Here is a 17851-nt window from a genome sequence, read left to right on the forward strand (position 1 = left end):
GAGGACCGGCCGGGGGTCAGTCGTTCCCCGCCTGTCCCGGGGCCGGGCGCTCCTCAGTGGTGGTGCTCGAGTTCGCGCAGGCGACGAACCTCGTCGGGGGTGATCGGCCGCCCGCGGGGCGTGACGAGCGTCGGGTCGTGGTCGAGGTAGTCGTCCTCGCTCCGCCGCCAGACCGCGATGTAGCGATGGAACGGGACGATGGGGTGCAGGTGGTGGACGAGGTGGTAGTTCTGGTACAGCAGCAGCGGCGTGAGCAGCCGCTCGCCACCGATGATGTTGCGGGTCGTGCGGAAGCGACCGGTCTTCGGCGTGTCGTGCAGGCCGTGGTGGGGGAGCCAGTCGAAGGACCACGCGAGGATCACGACGGCGATGCGCTGCGGGAGCAGGTACAGGACGAGGACCCAGAAGCCGTGCCCGGTCAGGACGAGCGGGGTCAGGACCGCGGCGAGGACCGCGAGGGTGATCGCGGTCTCGACGAGCTCGCGGCGCGGCCGGGTGCGGATGTGGCCGAGGTAGAAGGCGGCGTAGTGCAGGTCGAGGGTCAGCCAGCGCAGCGGGAGGGTCAGGCGGCTTCCGGCCTGGGTGTAGTGGTCGGGGTCCGAGCCGTCGACGTGATTGGTGAAGCGGTGGTGCTGCATGTGGATGAAGCGCAGCAGTCCGAAGCCGCCGATCCAGGCGTAGAACGGCATCGAGATCCGGCCGAGCCAGACGTTCAGCCGTGGGTTCGACGATGCGACGGCGTGGCTTGCCTCGTGCGAGACGGTGAAGAACAGGAACGCGGCGAAGCCGCTGACGAGCGTCGACACGGGCCACGGCCAGGTATGGGTGACGGCCAGGGCGGCGGAGCCGGCGTACAGCGTGGTGGCGGCGGCGAGGACGGTGAGGATCGGCCAGGAGAACACGCCCACGGGCTCCTCCGGGCGCGGGATCGTCCTGACCCGGTCGGCGACGGATTCGGTCACGCGGTGGTTCCTTCGGTCGAGGTGACGGGGGCGGCGGCGTCGAAGAGGCGCGAGAGGTGCAGCACGAGGAGGTCCCGGGTGACGGTGATCTCGCCGCGGGCGTGCGCCACGAGGAGGTCCAGCGCACCGGCCGTGAGGGCGCGCGCCGTCAGATCGGTGTCGGTCCAGGGCGGCGCCTCGTCGCCGAGGATCGTCCGCCCGACGTCGCGGAGCAGGTCGCTGAGGGGCTCGAGCAGGGCGCGGCGGCGGGTCTCGAACTGCGGCGAGATCCCGACCGTCTCCACGAGCAGGACCCGCGAGCGCCGCGGGTCGTCGATGAGGCTGTCGACGAAGGCGCCGAAGGCATCCCAGGCGACCGCCTCGACGGACCGGTCCAGGTCGGTGACCCGCGCCATGAAGCGCTCCACCGCGTCCTCGACGATCCACCCGGCGAGCGCGAAGAGCAGCTCCTCGCGGTTCGGGAACGCCTCGTAGAGGTAGCGACGCGAGAGGTCGGCGCGGCTGCAGAGGTCCTGGATCGTCGTGGCCGAGAACCCCTGGGTGCCGAAGAGCTCGAGGCCCGCCTCGAGCAGTCGCGACCGGCGCTCCGCGACGCGGTCCTGCGCCGGGACACCGCGCCACGGGCGGTGGACGGGGCGGTCGACGTTCGCGGGCACGCCGCCCATCGTAAAGAAGGAACGCACGCGTATCAACTATGGACGCGGGGGCGGGCGGTCGCTGCCGGAGCGCCTGCCTCAGTAGATGCCGACGTCGGTGGCGCCGGCGTCGTCCGGCTCGCCGTCCGGGGCGACGACGTGCGCGATCGCCGCGCCGACGAGCGCCGCGAGCCGGTCGCGCTCCGCCCGCCGCCACGGCGGGTCCAGCGCCATCGCGACGGCCGCCCCGTGCAGCGCGAGGGCGAGCGTCATGGCCGGGTCGCCGCCGTCCTCCGCGCGGGGCACGTCGCGGCGCAGGACGCCCGCGATGAGCGCCGGGATGCGGTCGAGCGCGTCGTCGACCTTCTGGGCCACGGACGAGGTCGCGTGGCGGGCGGTGATGTTCAGGAGGCGGAAGGCGGCGGGGTCCGCGCGGGAGTGGTCGATGATCGCGAGCGCCAGGGCGGACGCGCGCGCGGAGAGCGGCAGCTCGCGCGTGCGCGCACCCGCGGCGTACAGGCGGTCCACCAGGCGCTCGATCTCCGCCTCCACGCACGCGAGGAAGACGGCGTCCTTGGACTTCCCGTACGCGTACAGGGTGGGCTTGGCGATCCCGGCGCGCTCGGCGACGTCCCGGGCGCTCACCCCGTGCAGGCCGTCCGGCGCGAAGGCGGCCGCGACGGCCTTCTGGTCGATGCTCGAACGGGGGCGTGCCATGGCCGGACGGAGCATGAAGGTGAACCGGGCGGTTCACATTCGACCGACCGGTGCCATTTCGGCCACCGAGTTCCGACCGTATGTCGTAGAGCCAGTGCCCATCGGGCTTCAGGCTGGTCCGCATGGCTGCACTGCGCATCATCACGGACGGCGGAACGGGCTCCTCGGGCGGGTCCGGGCCCGATCCCCGGCGGATTCTGGTCATCGGCGGCGGGATCGCCGGCCAAGCGGTCGTCGAGCGGGTCCGCGAGCGGGACACGCACGTCGCCATCACGCTCCTCTGCGGCGAGGACCGGCTGCCCTACGACCGCGTGTCGCTCTCGCGGATCCTCGCCGAGGGCGAGGACGCGTCGGTCCTGCAGCTCCGGCCCGAGGCCTGGTACGCCGACCGCGGCGTCGACGTCCGCCTGGGCAGCCGGGTCACGGCGCTCGACGCGGACGCCGGCACCGCGACGCTCGCGACCGGCGAGGTCCTCACCTTCGACCGCGCCGTCCTCTGCACCGGCAGCGACGCCTTCGTCCCGCCGATCCCCGGTACGGACGCCCCCGGCGTCGAGGTCTTCCGCGGCCCCGAGGACTGCGAGGCGATCGCCGCCGCCGTCACGGCCGCGGACGCCGGGCGCGCGGTCGTCATCGGCGGCGGCCTGCTCGGCCTCGAGGCCGCGTACGGCATCGCGACGCTCGGCTGCCCGGTCACCGTCGTGCACCTCATGGACCGCCTGATGGAGCGCCAGCTCGACGCCGGCGCCGCCGCGCTGCTCGCACCGGCCATCGAGGGGCTGGGCGTCGACGTCCTCCTCGAGACGTCGACGACCTCGATCGACGCCGGGCCCGACGGCCGCGTCGCGGGCCTGACCTTCGCGGACGGCACGGCGCTCCGGGCCGGCCTCGTCGTCGTCGCGGTCGGCATCAAACCGCAGGCCGAGCTCGCCCGCGCGTCGGGACTCGCCGTGGAGCGCGGCATCGTCGTCGACGACCGCATGGTCACCTCGCACCCGAAGGTCCTCAGCGTCGGCGAGTGCGCGCAGCACCGCGGCGTCTGCCACGGCATCGTCGCCCCGATCCACGAGCAGGCCGCCGTCGCCGCCGACACGCTCACGGGAGCCGCCGACTCGGCCTACCTCGGGTCGATCCCCAGCGCGAAGCTCAAGGTCATGGGCGTCGGCCTCGTGACCGCCGGCGAGGCCTCGGGCGAGCGCGAGGTGCTGGTCGCCGACGCCGGCGTCTACCGCAAGCTCGTCGTCGACGCGGAGGACCGCGTCGTCGGGACCGTCCTGCTCGGCGACACCCGCGGCGCCGAGCTGCTGCTCGAGGCGGTCAGGAGCGGGCTCGAGGCGCCCGACCCGCTGGCGCTGCTCGCCGCCGCGTCCGCCGCCACCGCGGCCGAGCTCCCCGACGCCGCGCAGATCTGCAACTGCAACGGCGTCTGCAAGGGCGACATCCTCAAGGCCATCACCGACGGCGACCTCGGCTCCACGCAGGAGGTCGTCTCGGTCACCCGCGCCGGCGCCGGCTGCGGCTCGTGCAAGCCGCTCGTCACCGAGCTGCTCGCGCACGCCCGCGGCGGCGCCGTCGAGGAGGCCACGTACCTCTGTCCATGCAAGAAGCTCACCCGCGCGGACATCGCCGGCCACGTCCGCGACGGCGGCCTGCAGTCGGTCAGCGAGATCGCCACAGCGTGCGGTGCCGGCCGCGACTGCGGCGCCTGCAAGCCCGGCATGGCCTACCTCGTCAGCGAGATCAACGGCAACCAGCACCGCGAGGAGCGCCACGCGCGCTTCATCAACGACCGCGTCCACGCGAACATCCAGAACGACGGCACCTTCTCGGTCGTCCCGCGCATGCGCGGCGGCGTCACGACGCCGGCCGAGCTGCGGCGCATCGCCGACGTCGCCGACAAGTACGACATCCCGACGGTGAAGGTCACCGGCGGCCAGCGCATCGACCTGCTCGGCGTCAGGAAGGAGGACCTCCCCGCGGTCTGGGAGGAGCTCGACATGCCCTCCGGCCACGCGTACGCGAAGTCGGTCCGGACGGTGAAGACGTGCGTCGGCACGACCCACTGCCGCTTCGGCCTCGGCGACGCGATGGGGGTCGGCATCGAGCTGGAGACCGCGATGGAGGGCCTCTACACCCCGGCGAAGGTGAAGGCCGCCGTCACCGGCTGCCCGCGCAACTGCGCCGAGGCGTACGTGAAGGACATCGGCCTCGTCGCCGTCGAAGGCGGGTGGGAGATCTACGTCGGCGGCGCCGCCGGCGCGTCCGTCCGCAAGGGGGACCTGCTCGCGACGGTCGACACGGCCGACGAGGCCCAGCGCGTCGCCCTCGCCTTCCTGCAGTACTACCGCGAGCACGCGGACTACCTCGAGCGGACCTACACGTACATGGAGCGCGTCGGCCCCGAGGCCGTCCAGGCCGAGGTCCTCGACCCCGAGAAGCAGGAGGAGTACCTGGAGCGCTACCGCATCGCCAAGGCGGCGTGTGACCCGGACCCGTGGAAGGAGCGGCACGCCCCGGCGACGCCGAAGCAGTTCGCGTCGCTGGACACCGCGCCCGCCCTGCTGCCCGTCGGCCCGCCCGCCGGCGCGGAGGCCTGAGCCCATGGCCTTCCGCTCCGCCTGGGTTCCCGTCGGCCGCGCCGAGGACGTCCCGCTGCTGGAGGGCCGCTCGGTCACGGTCGGCCCGCAGCGCATTGCCGTCTTCCGCCTGCCGAGCGGCTGGGCCGCCATCGACCACGCCTGCCCGCACCGGGGCGGCCCGCTCGCCGACGGCATCGTCGCCGACCGCTGCGTCACCTGCCCGCTGCACAACCGGCGCTACGACCTGCGGACCGGGATGCAGGTCGGCGGCGACGACCGGGTCGCGACCTACGAGATCCGCGAGGCCGCCGACGGCACGCTCGAGCTCCTCGTGCCCGCCGCGCTCATGGTCGGCACCGAGGACCTCGCGCAGAGCGCTCCCCTCGGGTCGGGCGTCTAGCGCGTGTCGGCCTACACCCGCGAGGTCCGGACGCAGTGCCCGTACTGCGGGGTCGGCTGCGGCCTCGTCGCCTCCGTCGAGGCCGGTCGCGTCACGGCCGTCGCCGGCGACCCGCTGCACCCCGTCAACCGCGGCGCAACATGCCGCAAGCCGCTGCGCCTGCCGGACGCCGTCCACGCGGAGGACCGCGCGACCGTCCCGATGATGCGGTCCGGCGGCGACGCCCGCTGGGAGCCCGCACGGTGGAAGACGATCATCCCGCAGCTCGCCTCCCGGCTGCAGCGGATCATCGACGAGCACGGGCCCGAGGCCATCGCGTTCTACATCTCCGGCCAGCTCCTCACCGAGGACTACTACGTCATCTCGAAGCTCGCGAAGGGCTTCCTGGGGACGAACAACGTCGACTCCAACAGCCGCCTGTGCATGTCCAGCGCGGTCGCCGGCTACGTCGGGTCGCTCGGCTCCGACGGCCCGCCGTCCTCGTACGCCGACCTCGCCCAGGCCGACTGCATCCTCGTCCTCGGGTCGAACACCGCGGCCTGCCACCCGATCGTGTGGTCGAAGATCCGCGCCCGCCAGGCCGAGGGCGCGAAGCTCATCGTCGTCGACCCGCGCCGCACGCCGACCGCCGAGGCGGCCGACCTGCACCTCGCCGTCCGGCCCGGCGCCGACCTGCCGCTGCTCGCCGCGATGCTCGGTGTCCTGGACGGCGAGGGCCTCACCGACCCGCCGTTCATCGCCCGCCACACCGAGGGCTTCGAGGCGGCGCTCGACGTCGCCGCCGACTGGCCGGCCGCCCGCGCGGCCGAGGCGACCGGCATCCCCGCGGACGACATCGTCACCGCGGCGCGCATGTTCGGCACCGCCGGCCGCGCGATGGCGCTGTGGTCGATGGGCGCGAACCAGTCGACCGTCGGCACGCTGAAGAACCAGGCGCTGACGAACCTCTGCCTCGCGACCGGCAACATCGGGCGCCCCGGCACCGGCCCGTTCTCGCTCACCGGTCAGCCGAACGCGATGGGCGGCCGTGAGTCCGGGGGCCTCTCGACGCTGCTCCCCGGCTACCGCAAGGTCGAGGACCCCGAGCACCGCGCGCAGATGCGCACGCTGTGGGACATCCCCGCCGACCAGCCGGGCATCTCGCCCGCGCCGGGCATCCCCGCCACCGAGCTCGTCGAGGCGCTCGAGGACGGGACGGTCAAGGCGGTCTGGATCGTCGCGACGAACCCCGTCGTCTCGCAGCCCGACGCCCAGCGCTTCACCGCCGCGCTGCGCCGCGCCGACCTCGTCGTCGTCCAGGACGCCTACCACCCGACCGAGACCTCGTCGGTCGCCCACGTCGTCCTTCCCGCCGCGCAGTGGCCGGAGAAGGAGGGGACGATGACGAACTCCGAGCGTCGCGTCGGGCTCGTCCGCAAGGCGGTCGATCCGCCCGGCGAGGCGCTCCCCGACTGGGAGATCTTCGCGCGCCTGGGTCGCGCGATGGGACACAAGGCGGCCTTCGGCTGGAGGACCGCGGCGGAGGTCTTCGCCGAGTACGTGAGGACCACCGAGGGGCGCCTATGCGACCAGACCGGGCTCTCGCACGAGCGCCTGCGCCGTGAGGGCGCGCTGCAGTGGCCGATCCCCGCGCGCGGCGTCGACGGCGAGGACCACGGCGGCACCGAGCGCCTCTACACCTCGCGGCGGTTCCCGACCCCGAACGGCCGCGCCCGCTTCACCCCCACCCCGCACCGCGAGCCCGCGGACACCCCCGACGAGGACTTCCCCCTGGTCCTCACGACCGGGCGCGTCGCCCACCAGTGGCACACGATGACGCGCACCGGCAAGGCGAAGGACCTCGTGGCCGCCGAGCCCGAGCCCTTCGTCGAACTGCACCCCGAGGACGCCGCGGCGGCCGGCGTCGCGGACGGCGAGCGCGTGCGGATCCGCTCGCGCCGCGGCCGCGCGATGCTCCGCGCGCGCGTCACCGACGGCATCCCGCGAGGGGTCGCGTTCGCCCCGTTCCACTGGGGGGCGCTGCACCTCGACCCCGGGGCGGGCGCGCTGAACGCGGTGAGCGCCCGGGCGATCGACCCGACATCCAAGCAGGCGGAGCTCAAGGCGACCGCGATCTGCGTCGAGCCGGTCCGCACCGCCGAGCGCGCCGACGGCACCGCGGGCATGCCGCGCGTGGCGCGCGGCGAGGGCGCGGGGCGCGCGCCGCGGCGGCGCCTGGTCGTCATCGGCACCGGCATGTCCGGCATGTCGACGGTCGAGGCCGCGCTCGCGCACGGCGGGGCCGAGGCGTGGGACGTGACGATGGTCGGCCGCGAGCCGGGGCTGCCCTACAACCGCGTCATGCTCAGCAAGCTCCTCGCCGGGGCGATGGGCGAGGGCGAGCTGCACCTGCGCCAGGTGCCGTGGTTCGCCGACCGCGGCATCACGCTGCGCAGCGGCGCGAGCGTCCGTGCGATCGACGTCGCCGCGCGTGAGGTCGAGCTCGCCGACGGTGAGCGCCTGCCGTACGACCGGCTCGTCGTCGCGACCGGGTCGCAGCCCGCGGTGCCGCCGATCCCGGGCATCGACCTCGACGGCGTCCTCGCGTTCCGCACGATGGAGGACTGCCGCGCGATTCTCGCGGCGGCGGCCGAGGGGGACGGGCCGGCGTCCCGCGCCGCCGTCGTCATCGGCGGCGGCCTGCTCGGGCTCGAGGCGGCGCGCGGCCTGCGCGAGCGCGGCCTGCGGGTCACCGTCGTCCACCTCGCCGACCGGCTCATGGAGCAGCAGCTCGACCCGCTGTCCGCGCAGATGCTCGCGCGCTCGCTCGCCGGGCTCGGGGTCGGCCTGCGCCTGGCGGCGACGACGAGCGCGATCGCCGCCGGGGACGACGGACGCGTGCGCCGGGTCGTCCTCGCGGACGGCGAGGAGCTCGACGCCGACCTCGTCGTCGTCGCCACCGGCGTGCGGCCGGACGTCCAGCTCGCCCGTGACGCCGGCCTCGAGGTCGACCGCGGCATCGTCGTCGACGACGAGCTGCGCACGAGCGCCCCCGGGGTGTACGCCGTCGGCGAATGCGTCCAGCACCGCAGCGTCGTGTACGGCCTCTGGGCGCCCCTCCTGCAGCAGGCGAAGGTCGCGGGCGCGTCGCTGTGCGGCGAGCCGGCGGCGTTCCGCGGCGCGGTCCCCGCGACGACGCTGAAGGTCGCCGGCATCGACCTCTTCAGCGGCGGCCGCTCCCAGCGCGCCGCCGACGACGAGGAGCTCCTCGCGCTCGACTCGCGCCAGGGCATCTACCGGCGGCTCGTGCTCGACTCGGGCCGGCTCGTCGGCGCGATCCTCCTCGGGGACCTGCGCGAGGCGCGGCCGCTGCGCGAGCTGCTCGCGTCCGGGGACCCGGTGCCCGAGACGCTGCTGTGCCCGGGGCCCGCCGCCGTCGACCCCGGCGCCGCGAGCGTCCCCGCCGACCCGACCACCACCGTGTGCTCGTGCATGAACGTCGAGCGCGGGGAGATCACCCGCGCGATCCGCGACCGCGCCCTGACGAGCGTCGAGCAGGTCGCCGAGCACACCCGGGCGTCGACCGGCTGCGGCGGCTGCCGGGCCGACGTCGCGGCGATCCTCCTGGCGGAGAAGGCGCGCGGCAGCGAGCCGCTCGCCGCGGGGCGCGTGGGCTGACCCGGCCCCGCGCCTACTCCGCCAGGAACGCCGCGAGGTCGGCGTTGAAGCGCTCGGGCCGCTCGAGCATCGGCACGTGGCCGGTGTCCGCGTAGATGACCTTGCGGGCGTCCGGGATGAGGTCCTCGTAGTGGCCGGCGCTCGTCACGGGGACGAGGTTGTCCGTGTCGCCCCACACGATGAGGGTGGGGCAGGCGATGTCCGGCACGCGGTCGGAGAAGTCGTACGTCGCGAGCTCGACGGCGGCCGGGGCGGCGCCGGGCTTGCCGGTCCCGCCGATGAGCTCGCAGACGAGCGCGGGGTGCAGGCGGCGCGGGTGCGTGGTGACGAAGCCGAGCGCGAGGCGGCGGCCGTTGCGGCGGCGGGCGAGCGCGGTGGCGAGGCCGTCCGGGACACCGCCGAGGCCGAAGAGGACCCGCCCGGCCGCGGCGCCCGACGGGTGGCGGATGAACTCGGTCGGCAGGCCGATGTACTTCCCCGCGAGGCCGGCGGCCGCGACGAGGACGAGGCGCTCGACGCGCTGGGGGAAGCGGATCGCGAGCTCGGCCGCGACGAAGCCACCCATCGAGTTGCCGACGACGCAGGCCGCGGCGACCCCGAGCTGCTGCAGGACCTCGTCGACCACCCGCGCGTAGCCGCTCATCGAGATGCCGTCGGCGGGCATCTCCGAGCGGCCGAAGCCGGGCAGATCGAGCGCGATGCAGCGGTGGGTGCGCATGAAGTGCGGCAGCTGCTCGAGCCAGTGCTGCCAGCAGGCCGAGTGACCGTGGATGAAGACGAGCGGCGCCTCGCCCGGGCGGTCGGGGTGCGGCCCGGTGTCGAGGACGTTCACCGCGCGGCCGGCGATGGTGTGCCACCTCAAGTACTGCGACCAGTCGGTGTCGAGCCAGGCCGGGTGCGGACCGGAGGCGTAGGCCCCCGTGTCCGGGACGGTCGCGCGCGGTCGGTCGACGGTGGAGGGCATGGAGGGACGGTAGCGGACATTGGGGCCGTGGCCGAGGCCGGCCCAGCTCAGAGGCCGGGGCCGTCGCGGATCGCCTGCCGCACGTCCTCGATCGCCTCGGCGTCGGTGGCGCCGAGGCCCTTGAGGAGGTCCGTCGACATCGCCCGCAACTGCCCGACGATGACCGAGGCCGAGAGGTTGCCGGTGCGCTCGAGGCTCAGCGTCGCGGAGGCGGCGGCCTGCAGGGCGTGCGCGCGGGCTCGCGCCGCGCGGGCCGGGTCGAGCGGCTCGGGCGCGAGCGCCACGACGGCGGAGGCGAGGTCCCGGAGCGCGGCGATCATCTCCGGCGGGACGTGGGCGGCGAGGTCGACGGCACGGATGGCGCCGCGGGCGAGGACGCGGACGTTGCGCACCGCGAGGTCGATCTGCTCGGCCTCGCGGGCGTACGCCTCCAGGTCGCCCCGGTGGCCACGGCGGACGGGGGAGAGGGTCGCGACCTCGACGCCGACCGCCGCCGCCTCGCTGAAGCGGGCCATGAGCCGGTCGAGGCCGCGGGCGCGCGCGAGGGCGTCGACCGCCGCGTCGTGCACGTGGTCTGGGGCCGTCGTCCCCGGCCCCGCCTCCGACGCCGCGAGCATGGCCGACTCGAGGGCGGACGCGACGTCGCGCAGGACGGCGGCGAGTTCCTCGAGCAGCGGGGTCGCGGCGCGCTGGGCCATGCGCGCGGGGTTCACCGGCGAGATCACGAGGTTGACGAGCAGGGCGAGCGTCCCGCCGATGAGCGCGTCGAGCGGCCGCGTGAACGCGACATGAGCCGGCACCGCGACCGTCGCGACGAGCGCCGACGACGTCGCCGCCTGCGAGACGACGAGCCGCGAGCCGCCGAGCACGACCGCGGCGCTCATCGCGAGGACGATGACGAGCGTGATCTGCGCGGGGCCGGTGCCGAGCCCGATCGTGATGAGGTCGGACACGAGCACGCCGACGGCGACGCCGAGGACGATCTCCACCGCGCGCCGGGTCCGCTGCCCGTAGGTGATGCCGAGGGCGACGATCGCGCTGACCGGGGCGACGAACGGGCCCTGGTGGCCGACGAGGTCGCGGGCGATCGTGAAGGCGGCCGCGGCGGCCAGTGCGGTCTGCAGGACGGCGGGCAGAACGGTCCACAGGCGCGCCCACCGCTGGCGCAGGGTCGTCCGCGACCGCTGCGCGGCGGTGTCCAGCAGCTGGGAGGCGCGGCCCGTCATCTGCGCCATCATCGCGCGCGCTCTGCGACACTGCCGCCCCATGAAGCCGACCCGAACGTCCGCGGCGGTCCTGTCCGCCGCGCTGCTCGCCCTCGCCGCCGCCGGTTGCGGCAGTTCGACCAAGCCCGGGGCCGCCGACCAGGCGATGTCCTCGTCGCCCGCCGGGAGCGTCGACACGACCGCCTCGACCGCGTCGACCGCCTCGACCGCGTCGACCGCCTCGACCGCGTCGACCGCCTCGACGGCGTCGACCGCCACGACGCCGACCGCGAAGGTCGACACGTCCGGGAAGGGCGCGGTCCTGCCCATCAGCACCGACCTGAAGAAGAAGCCGAAGATCCCGAAGCCGAAGGGCACGCCGCCGAAGAACCTCGTCGTCAAGGACATCGTCGTCGGGAAGGGCGCCGTCGCGAAGTCCGGGTCGCCCGTCACCGTGAAGTACGTCGGCGTGAGCTACTCCAACGGCAAGCAGTTCGACGCCTCGTGGGACCGCGGGCAGGACTTCCCGTTCACGCTCGGTCAGGGCAGCGTCATCCCGGGCTGGGACCAGGGCGTCGTCGGCATGAAGGTCGGCGGCCGGCGTGAGCTCGTCATCCCGCCGGCGCTCGCCTACGGCGCGCAGGGCTCGCCGCCCGCCATCGCCCCGAACGCGACGCTCGTGTTCGTCATCGACCTCGTCAAGGCCTAGCCAGCGGCCCGCCGGACCCGGGGTGGGCACGACTCCGTGCCACCTCGGAGTCCTCGATCCTCGTCCGGGCGAGGGATGGGCGGCCGACCGATCGGATGAGGGGGAATCGGCCGCTCGCGCTGCGGCCGCAGGATGACACGCGGAGGCCGATGGAGGAGACTTGCCGCACCTGTGTTCGACCGCCCCCTCACCGTGCTCATCGCGGACGACTCGGACGCGTACCGCTCGGGGATCGCGCGAGCGGTCAGGGCCCATGCCGATCTCGAGCTCGTGGGCGAGGTCGACGGCGGCGATGCCGCTCTCGAGGCGATCTCGGAGCTGACGCCGGACATCGCGCTCCTCGACGTCCGGATGCCGGGCCTCGACGGGCTCGAGGTCTGTCAGCGCGTGCGGGCGATGGGCACGTCGGCGATCACGAAGGTCGTGTTGCTCAGCGCCTACATGGACGCGACGGTCGTCGCGCGGGCGCGTGAGGTGGGGGCCGACGGGTACCTCTCCAAGGCGGCGTCGCGCCGAGAGATCTGCTCTGAGGCGATCCGAGTGGGTCGCGGTCTGGACTAGGCGTCAGAGCCGGACGTCGCGGCGCTCGACGTCCAGATGCCCGGGCTGCAGGGCGACGACGTCCTCCACGCGATCAAGCGCGACGGACATCGGCGAGCAGCTGCACCTGAGCCAGTCGACCATGGGGACCTACCTGGAAGTCGCTGTACGAGAAGCTCGCCGTGAACGATCGCGCCGCCGCGGTCCCCGAGGCGATGCGATGCGGCCTGCTCGATGGACGGGTTTCGCCGGGCGCTGATCGATCGGGGGACGGGCCGTGGGCGCTGCACGGCCGCGATCGGCCAGGGTCGGCTGCCTCCGACGATGGCCGGTCCGCCGCGGGCGTGAGCGTGAGCGTGGGCTCGGGCGGGGAGCGTGCGCGCGGTTGGCCGCGCTCAGGCGGGCGGCGGGCGCCGCGCGGAGCCGACGAGCTCCTCGAGGGCCAGGGTCGTCGACCAGAAGGCGAGCTCGTCCCACGGGAGCGCGTCGGGCGCGAAGGCGCGGACCTCGGTCGCCTCGGCGGTGAGCTGCGGCTCCTGGTCGGTCGTGGCGGTGAAGACGATGAGGACGACGCGCTCGTCCGGGCGCGAGTACACGCCGTGCAGGCCGTCGAGCGTGATGTCGATGACGAGCTCCTCGCGGGCCTCGCGGACCGCGGCGTCCTCGACCGACTCGCCGAGGTCGACGAAGCCGCCCGGGAAGGTCCACAGCCCGAGCCCCGGCGCGTGCGCCTCCCCGCGGCGCAGCAGGATGATGCGGCCGTCGGGGTCGCGCGGGATCGCGGCCGCGACGGGCTTCGGGTTGTAGAAGGCGACGTAGCCGCAGCTCGCGCAGCGCAGCGAACGGGGCTCGTCGACCGTCGCCGGCGCGGCGCAGCGCGGGCAGAAGGAGACGTCACGCAGCGCCGGGTTCAGGCTCACGGGGAGGAGCGTAGGCGACCGGCGGTGGTCAGTGGACGTCCAGGCGCGCCGCGTGCTCCTCCACGAGGCGGCGCTGGATCGGGCTGAGGAGCGGCGGGGGCGCGCCGTCCTCGATGAGGACGCGGGCGGCCTGGTCGAGCGTCAGGCCGGTTCCGGTGAGGGTCGAGCCGACGAGCGGCGGGACGTCCGCGCCGCAGATACCGGTCCCGCAGGCGTCGTGCGGGATGGGGGTGGCCGGGGCTTCGCTGGTGGGGCGGTCCGTCATCGCAGGATCCAGGCTAGCTCGCGGGCGCGGGCGCGGGCGCGGGCCGGCGCCGCGGCCGGCGCCGGTGCCGGTGCCGGTTCGCGCGAGGGTTCGGGTTCGTGTCGTCGGGAAGGATGGAGGGATGCGCCACGACTCGTCCGAGGAGACCATCCGCGAAGTCCTCACGGGGACGAAGGTCTGGGCGGTCGTCGGCTGCTCGCCCGAGCCGGCTCGCGACTCCCACCGTGTCGCCCGCTTCCTGCAGGAGCGCGGCTTCCGGGTCATTCCCGTGAACCCCGAGGCCGACGAGATCCTCGGCGAGCGCTGCTACCGCAGCCTCGCCGACATCCCCGCCGAGGCCGGGGTCGAGGTCGTCGACATCTTCCGCCGCAGCGAGCTCGCCGGCGACCACGTCGACGAGGCCATCGCCGCCGGTGCCAAGGCGGTCTGGCTCCAGCTCGGCGTCATCGACGGCGCCGCCGCCGCCCGCGCGAACGCCGCCGGCCTCGACGTCGTCATGGACCGCTGCCCAGCGATCGAGCTGCCCCGCATCGCGGCCTGATCCGGGCCCGGTCCCGCTCCCCGCCCGGACGCGGCCGCCCGGCGCGCGCCCCGCCGCCACCAGCCGCTAGGATTCCCCGGACCCGCTCTCTTAGCTCAGTTGGTAGAGCACTTCCATGGTAAGGAAGGGGTCATCGGTTCGAGTCCGATAGAGAGCTTCGGTGAAAATCCCTGCAGAGCGGGGACTTTCCGTAGGCGTTCAGTTGGTCGGGGGGACATAACCGGGGGTTGTCGAACTTGGTTGTGTGGAGCGGCAGGACGCGGAGGCGATCTATGAGCAGGGCCGCGATGTCGTTGTCGCGGTGTTGATGCGGCTGGACGAGCAGGTCCAGCGCCTTGAGAAGCGCGTCATTCAGCAAGACGAGCGGATCGCCGTGCTGGAGCGGCAGCTGGGCCGGTCGTCGCGGAACTCGTCGCAGCCGCCGAGCGCCGACCCGCCTCGTGTGCCGCCGCGGGTGAAGGGCCCGTCAGGCCGGGCACCGGGCGGTCAGCCCGGGCATGAGGGCAAGGGTCGCTCGTTGCTTGAGGCCGCCGCGGTTGACGAGGTCGTTGACTACTGGCCTGCCGGATGCGGGTGCGGCAGGCTGTTCGCCCCGGGCGACCTGGTTGCGGTCGGGGGCCCGGCACGGCATCAGGTCGAGGAGCTGCCGGTGATGGCCGTCACCGTGACCGAGCACCGCTGTCACCACGTGATCTGTCCCGGCTGCGGAGCTCAGCGGCGCGGCGAACTTCCCGCGGCAGTCGCCGCGAGCGCTTTGGGTCCGCGGCTGCAGGCGGCGGTCGTGACGTTGTCGGTCCGCAACCGCATCAGCCGCCGCGACGTGGTCGAGCTTTGCGAACAGTTGTTCAACGCCCGCGTGAGCGTCGGGACCGTCGACACCATCCTCGCCCGCGTCGCCGACGCGCTGATCGTCCCGTGCGAGGACCTCCTTGACCGCGTCCGCTCAGCGTCGGCGGTGAACATGGACGAGACCGGCTGGCGCCTGCGCGGTGGACAGCGCGCGATGTGGGGGGCGTTCACCGAGCGTCACGCGATCTTGCAGATCACCGCAAGCCGCCACGATGACCACGCCAAAGAACTCCTCGGTGGTAGCCGGGCGATCATCACCTCTGACAGGTGGTGGGCCTACAACCATCTGCCGGTCCGAAGACGGCAGATCTGCTGGTCACATTTGCAGCGCGACTTCGCTTTCCAAGCCGAAGGCCGCGGCATCGAAAAACAACTCGGTGAGGCCGGCCTCGCCGTCTGCGCCGACCTGTTCGCCGCCTGGGCCGCGTTTCAGCAGACCGGCGACCGCCCCGAACTGCAGCGCCAGATCCGGCTTCTGCAGCGACGGCTGAAACCGGTGCTACGCGAGCACGGCGGCAAGAAAGTGCGCTACCGCCAAGGCCGCGGCTTCTCCCGCGGCCTGCTGAACCTGTGGCCCGCCCTCTGGACCTTCGCCCGCCAGCCCGGCGTCACGCCGACAAACAACCACGCCGAACGCGGCCTACGCGGCGCCGTCATCTACCGCAAACTCAGCTTCGGCAGCCAATCCGAAAACGGCGAAGCCCGCATCGCCCGGCTGCTCTCCGCCCACACCACCTGCCGCATGCAAGGCCGCAGCCTCCACGAGTACCTCATCCAGGTGCTCCACGCCAACGCACACAGCGAACCAGTGCCGCTGCTGGCCTAACACCAGCCGCAGGGCACTGAACGCCTACGACTTTCCTCGTTTCGGGGCCGCTCGAAAAGCGCGTTTGGTGGGTCTTGGGTGGGTCCGGAAGCGGACCCAGTGAGGGCTTTTCGGGTCGAGCGCTGACCACTCGGGGCAACTCGGAGGGGTGGTTTCGGTCGCTCAGGCGACTAAGGACCATGACCGACCTTCTGCTTCGTCTCGGGTCGAGCGCAGACACTGAGAGGCGATTGCCCCTGGGGTCTTTGGCCCGTCGTGCGACTGGACTTGTGGTGACCCCATGAGCCAGCTCTCCCTTCCCTTTGACGACCACGGCGGCGCCGCGCCCGCCGACTACCTGACGATCGCGGAGGCCGCCGAGCGCGTGCGCTGCTGCGAGCGCACGATCAGACGCGCCATCGACTCGCACGAGCTGCGCGCCGGCCGCGTGCGCGGCGGCGGCAGCAACCGCGGCACCTACCGCATCCGGCCGAGTGACCTCGAGGCGTGGCTGTTCCGCGAGGACGACGATGGCGACACGTAACGGCAGCCGCACGCGCCGCGTGCCGACGCTCGAAGTCCGAAGGCACGTCCGCGTCGACGGGTCGGTGACCGAGACGTGGTCGGTCCGCTACTACGACGTGAAAGGGCGCCGGCTGCGGATGGTCTGTCGCTCGCGCGAGCACGCGGACTTCGAGCGGGCGCGGCTCGCCCTCAAGGCCGCGGCCTACGCGCCGCCCCCGCCCGGCGACGAGCCGGACGGGACGACGAAGCTCGCGTCCTTCTGGCCGGTGTGGGTCGCCGACGCCCGCGCCCGCATCCAGCCCGAGACGGTCGACCAGCACGTGCGCGTGTGGGAGAACCGCGTCGAGCCGCGCTTCGGCGAGATGGAGCTGCGGCGCATCAAGCCGCGCATGGTCGCCCAGTGGCGGGCCGAGCTCCTCGCCGACGGCGGCGCCGAGGCCGTGCGCAAGGCGATGAATCTGCTGCAGGCGATGTTCACCGTCGCCGTCGAGTGGGGCGAGGCCGACGCCAACCCCGTCACCGCCGTACGCAAACCGAAGCAGGGGAGGCGCCGGGTCGTCGAGCCGCTGGCGCCCGAGGCCGTCGAGGCGATCCGCGCGCAGCTGCTCGCCGTCGATGACTTCCGCTCGGCGACCATGGTCAGCGTGCTCGCCTACGCCGGGCTGCGGCCGGGGGAGATGCTCGGCCTGGAGGGCCGGCACATCCGCGAGCGCACGATGCTCGTCGACCAGGCCGTCGCCCACGGCCGGCTCAAGGTCCAGAAGACCGGGCGCATCTACCGGACCGTCGACCTCTTCCCGCTGCTCCGCAACGACCTCTTGGCGCGGCAGTCCGTCTGTGGCAAGTCGGGTCCGCTGCTGTTCGGCCGGGACGACGGCCAGCCGTGGCGACTCGACGACTGGAACAACTGGCGCAACCGCTGCTTCCACAAGGCCAGCCGCGCGGCCGGCCTCGGGATGCCGCGCCCGTATGACCTGCGCCACTCATTCGCCTCGCTGCTCATCCGCGAGCAGCGCCAGTCGATCGTCGACCTCGCCGACCAGCTCGGCCACGCCCCCACCATGACGCTCGACACCTACTCCCACGTCATGCGCGAGCACCGCGGCGCGCCGCCGCGGGAGGCGGAGGGCTGGATACGTGAGGCGCGGCGGAACGCGGGGACGGTCTGATGGGGCGGCGCGGGAGGGGGCGGTCGGCGTCGGCGGGTGGCTCTGCTGAGGCCGCTGTCGACGTTCCCGCGGGAACGTCGACGCGCGATCACATGGCGCGGGTGCGCGTGAGTGACGACGTCTGGGCGGACTTCCGCGCGGCCGCCGGCGACCGCCCGCTCTCATCGCTGCTCGCCGAGCTCGTCGAGGACGAGGTCCGCCGCCATCGCCGCGAGCGGCTCGAGGCCGGCGCCGTGGAGGACCGCGAGCTCGTCGACGCGCTCGACGAAGCGCGGGAGCTCCACGCCGACCTCACCGCCGTCGTCGCCCGCCTGGAGCGCCGGCTCCACCACCCGCGTCCGGCGCCGCTGGACGTCTACGAGTAGACGAGGCATCAGCGATGCAAGTGTGTGCGCTTCTTGGTGGTGGT

Annotated in this window: 17 protein-coding genes and 1 tRNA gene; 11 read left to right on the top strand and 7 right to left on the bottom strand. The window is 73.7% G+C overall.

All coding sequences use genetic code 11. From position 1 onward, the window contains the following. Nucleotides 1-53: 53 nt before the first annotated feature. Genes NBH00_RS03540 through NBH00_RS03550 form a run of 3 tightly spaced genes read right to left on the bottom strand, consistent with a single transcriptional unit; the run spans nt 54 to nt 2314 of the window. Nucleotides 54-962 carry a fatty acid desaturase gene (locus NBH00_RS03540; RefSeq protein WP_254571976.1) on the bottom strand — a complete coding sequence of 303 codons (909 nt, stop codon included), beginning with the start codon at nt 960-962 and terminating at the stop codon, nt 54-56. Beyond that, nucleotides 959-1645: a TetR/AcrR family transcriptional regulator gene (locus tag NBH00_RS03545; RefSeq protein ID WP_254571977.1), complete on the bottom strand. Its 687-nt coding sequence runs from the start codon at nt 1643-1645 to the stop codon at nt 959-961. Before NBH00_RS03545 ends, NBH00_RS03540 begins: the two co-directional genes overlap by 4 nt. Before the next feature lie 51 nt (nt 1646-1696). Beyond that, entirely contained in the window at nt 1697-2314 is a 618-nt protein-coding gene (locus NBH00_RS03550) for a TetR/AcrR family transcriptional regulator (protein ID WP_254571978.1), read from the bottom strand. Nucleotides 2315-2436: 122 nt separating this feature from the next. Between NBH00_RS03550 and nirB the strand changes: the two genes are divergently transcribed. The 3 genes from nirB to NBH00_RS03565 are packed head-to-tail and all read left to right on the top strand — an operon-like array spanning nt 2437 to nt 8950. Next, a complete protein-coding gene (gene nirB / locus NBH00_RS03555) occupies nt 2437-4911 on the top strand; it encodes a nitrite reductase large subunit NirB (RefSeq protein ID WP_254571979.1) in 2475 nt (824 codons plus the stop codon). Between the two features lie 4 nt (nt 4912-4915). After that, nucleotides 4916-5293: a Rieske 2Fe-2S domain-containing protein gene (locus tag NBH00_RS03560; RefSeq protein WP_254571980.1), complete on the top strand. Its 378-nt coding sequence runs from the start codon at nt 4916-4918 to the stop codon at nt 5291-5293. Nucleotides 5294-5296: 3 nt separating this feature from the next. Then, entirely contained in the window at nt 5297-8950 is a 3654-nt protein-coding gene (locus NBH00_RS03565; protein WP_254571981.1) for a molybdopterin-dependent oxidoreductase, read from the top strand. A 13-nt stretch (nt 8951-8963) separates the two neighbouring features. On the opposite strand, the gene NBH00_RS03570 is transcribed toward NBH00_RS03565, so the two are convergent. Then, nucleotides 8964-9914: an alpha/beta fold hydrolase gene (locus NBH00_RS03570; RefSeq protein ID WP_254571982.1), complete on the bottom strand. Its 951-nt coding sequence runs from the start codon at nt 9912-9914 to the stop codon at nt 8964-8966. Between the two features lie 47 nt (nt 9915-9961). Continuing rightward, on the bottom strand, nt 9962-11140 hold the full coding sequence (locus NBH00_RS03575; RefSeq protein WP_254571983.1) for an FUSC family protein: 1179 nt from the start codon (nt 11138-11140) through the stop codon (nt 9962-9964). A 319-nt stretch (nt 11141-11459) separates the two neighbouring features. On the opposite strand from NBH00_RS03575, the gene NBH00_RS25400 reads away from it, so the two are divergent. Both NBH00_RS25400 and NBH00_RS03585 read left to right on the top strand, forming a co-directional pair. Further along, entirely contained in the window at nt 11460-11828 is a 369-nt protein-coding gene (locus tag NBH00_RS25400) for an FKBP-type peptidyl-prolyl cis-trans isomerase (RefSeq protein WP_367401300.1), read from the top strand. A 171-nt stretch (nt 11829-11999) separates the two neighbouring features. Next, nucleotides 12000-12389 carry a response regulator gene (locus NBH00_RS03585; RefSeq protein ID WP_254571985.1) on the top strand — a complete coding sequence of 130 codons (390 nt, stop codon included), beginning with the start codon at nt 12000-12002 and terminating at the stop codon, nt 12387-12389. Between the two features lie 374 nt (nt 12390-12763). On the opposite strand, the gene NBH00_RS03590 is transcribed toward NBH00_RS03585, so the two are convergent. Together NBH00_RS03590 and NBH00_RS03595 are read right to left on the bottom strand one after the other, a co-directional pair. Continuing rightward, nucleotides 12764-13288, bottom strand: a complete 525-nt coding sequence (locus tag NBH00_RS03590) for an NUDIX domain-containing protein (RefSeq protein ID WP_254571986.1) — start codon at nt 13286-13288, stop codon at nt 12764-12766. 28 nt (nt 13289-13316) lie between these two features. Beyond that, entirely contained in the window at nt 13317-13553 is a 237-nt protein-coding gene (locus NBH00_RS03595) for a hypothetical protein (RefSeq protein WP_254571987.1), read from the bottom strand. A 121-nt stretch (nt 13554-13674) separates the two neighbouring features. Here NBH00_RS03595 and NBH00_RS03600 point away from each other — a divergent pair, with 121 nt between their 5' ends. From NBH00_RS03600 to NBH00_RS03625, 6 genes are all read left to right on the top strand, one after another. Next, complete coding sequence (locus tag NBH00_RS03600) at nt 13675-14094, top strand: CoA-binding protein (protein WP_254571988.1); 420 nt, start codon at nt 13675-13677, stop codon at nt 14092-14094. 84 nt (nt 14095-14178) lie between these two features. Beyond that, nucleotides 14179-14251, top strand: a tRNA-Thr gene (locus NBH00_RS03605). An 87-nt stretch (nt 14252-14338) separates the two neighbouring features. Then, complete coding sequence (gene tnpC / locus NBH00_RS03610; protein WP_254569056.1) at nt 14339-15769, top strand: IS66 family transposase; 1431 nt, start codon at nt 14339-14341, stop codon at nt 15767-15769. Between the two features lie 280 nt (nt 15770-16049). Continuing rightward, nucleotides 16050-16292 carry a helix-turn-helix domain-containing protein gene (locus NBH00_RS03615; RefSeq protein ID WP_254571989.1) on the top strand — a complete coding sequence of 81 codons (243 nt, stop codon included), beginning with the start codon at nt 16050-16052 and terminating at the stop codon, nt 16290-16292. Continuing rightward, complete coding sequence (locus tag NBH00_RS03620) at nt 16279-17442, top strand: site-specific integrase (protein ID WP_254571990.1); 1164 nt, start codon at nt 16279-16281, stop codon at nt 17440-17442. Before NBH00_RS03615 ends, NBH00_RS03620 begins: the two co-directional genes overlap by 14 nt. Nucleotides 17443-17549: 107 nt before the next feature. Next, nucleotides 17550-17807 carry a hypothetical protein gene (locus NBH00_RS03625; protein ID WP_254571991.1) on the top strand — a complete coding sequence of 86 codons (258 nt, stop codon included), beginning with the start codon at nt 17550-17552 and terminating at the stop codon, nt 17805-17807. Nucleotides 17808-17851: the final 44 nt, after the last annotated feature.

The organism is Paraconexibacter antarcticus (assembly GCF_024220175.1).
Taxonomy (GTDB): Bacteria; Actinomycetota; Thermoleophilia; order Solirubrobacterales; family Solirubrobacteraceae; genus Paraconexibacter; species Paraconexibacter antarcticus.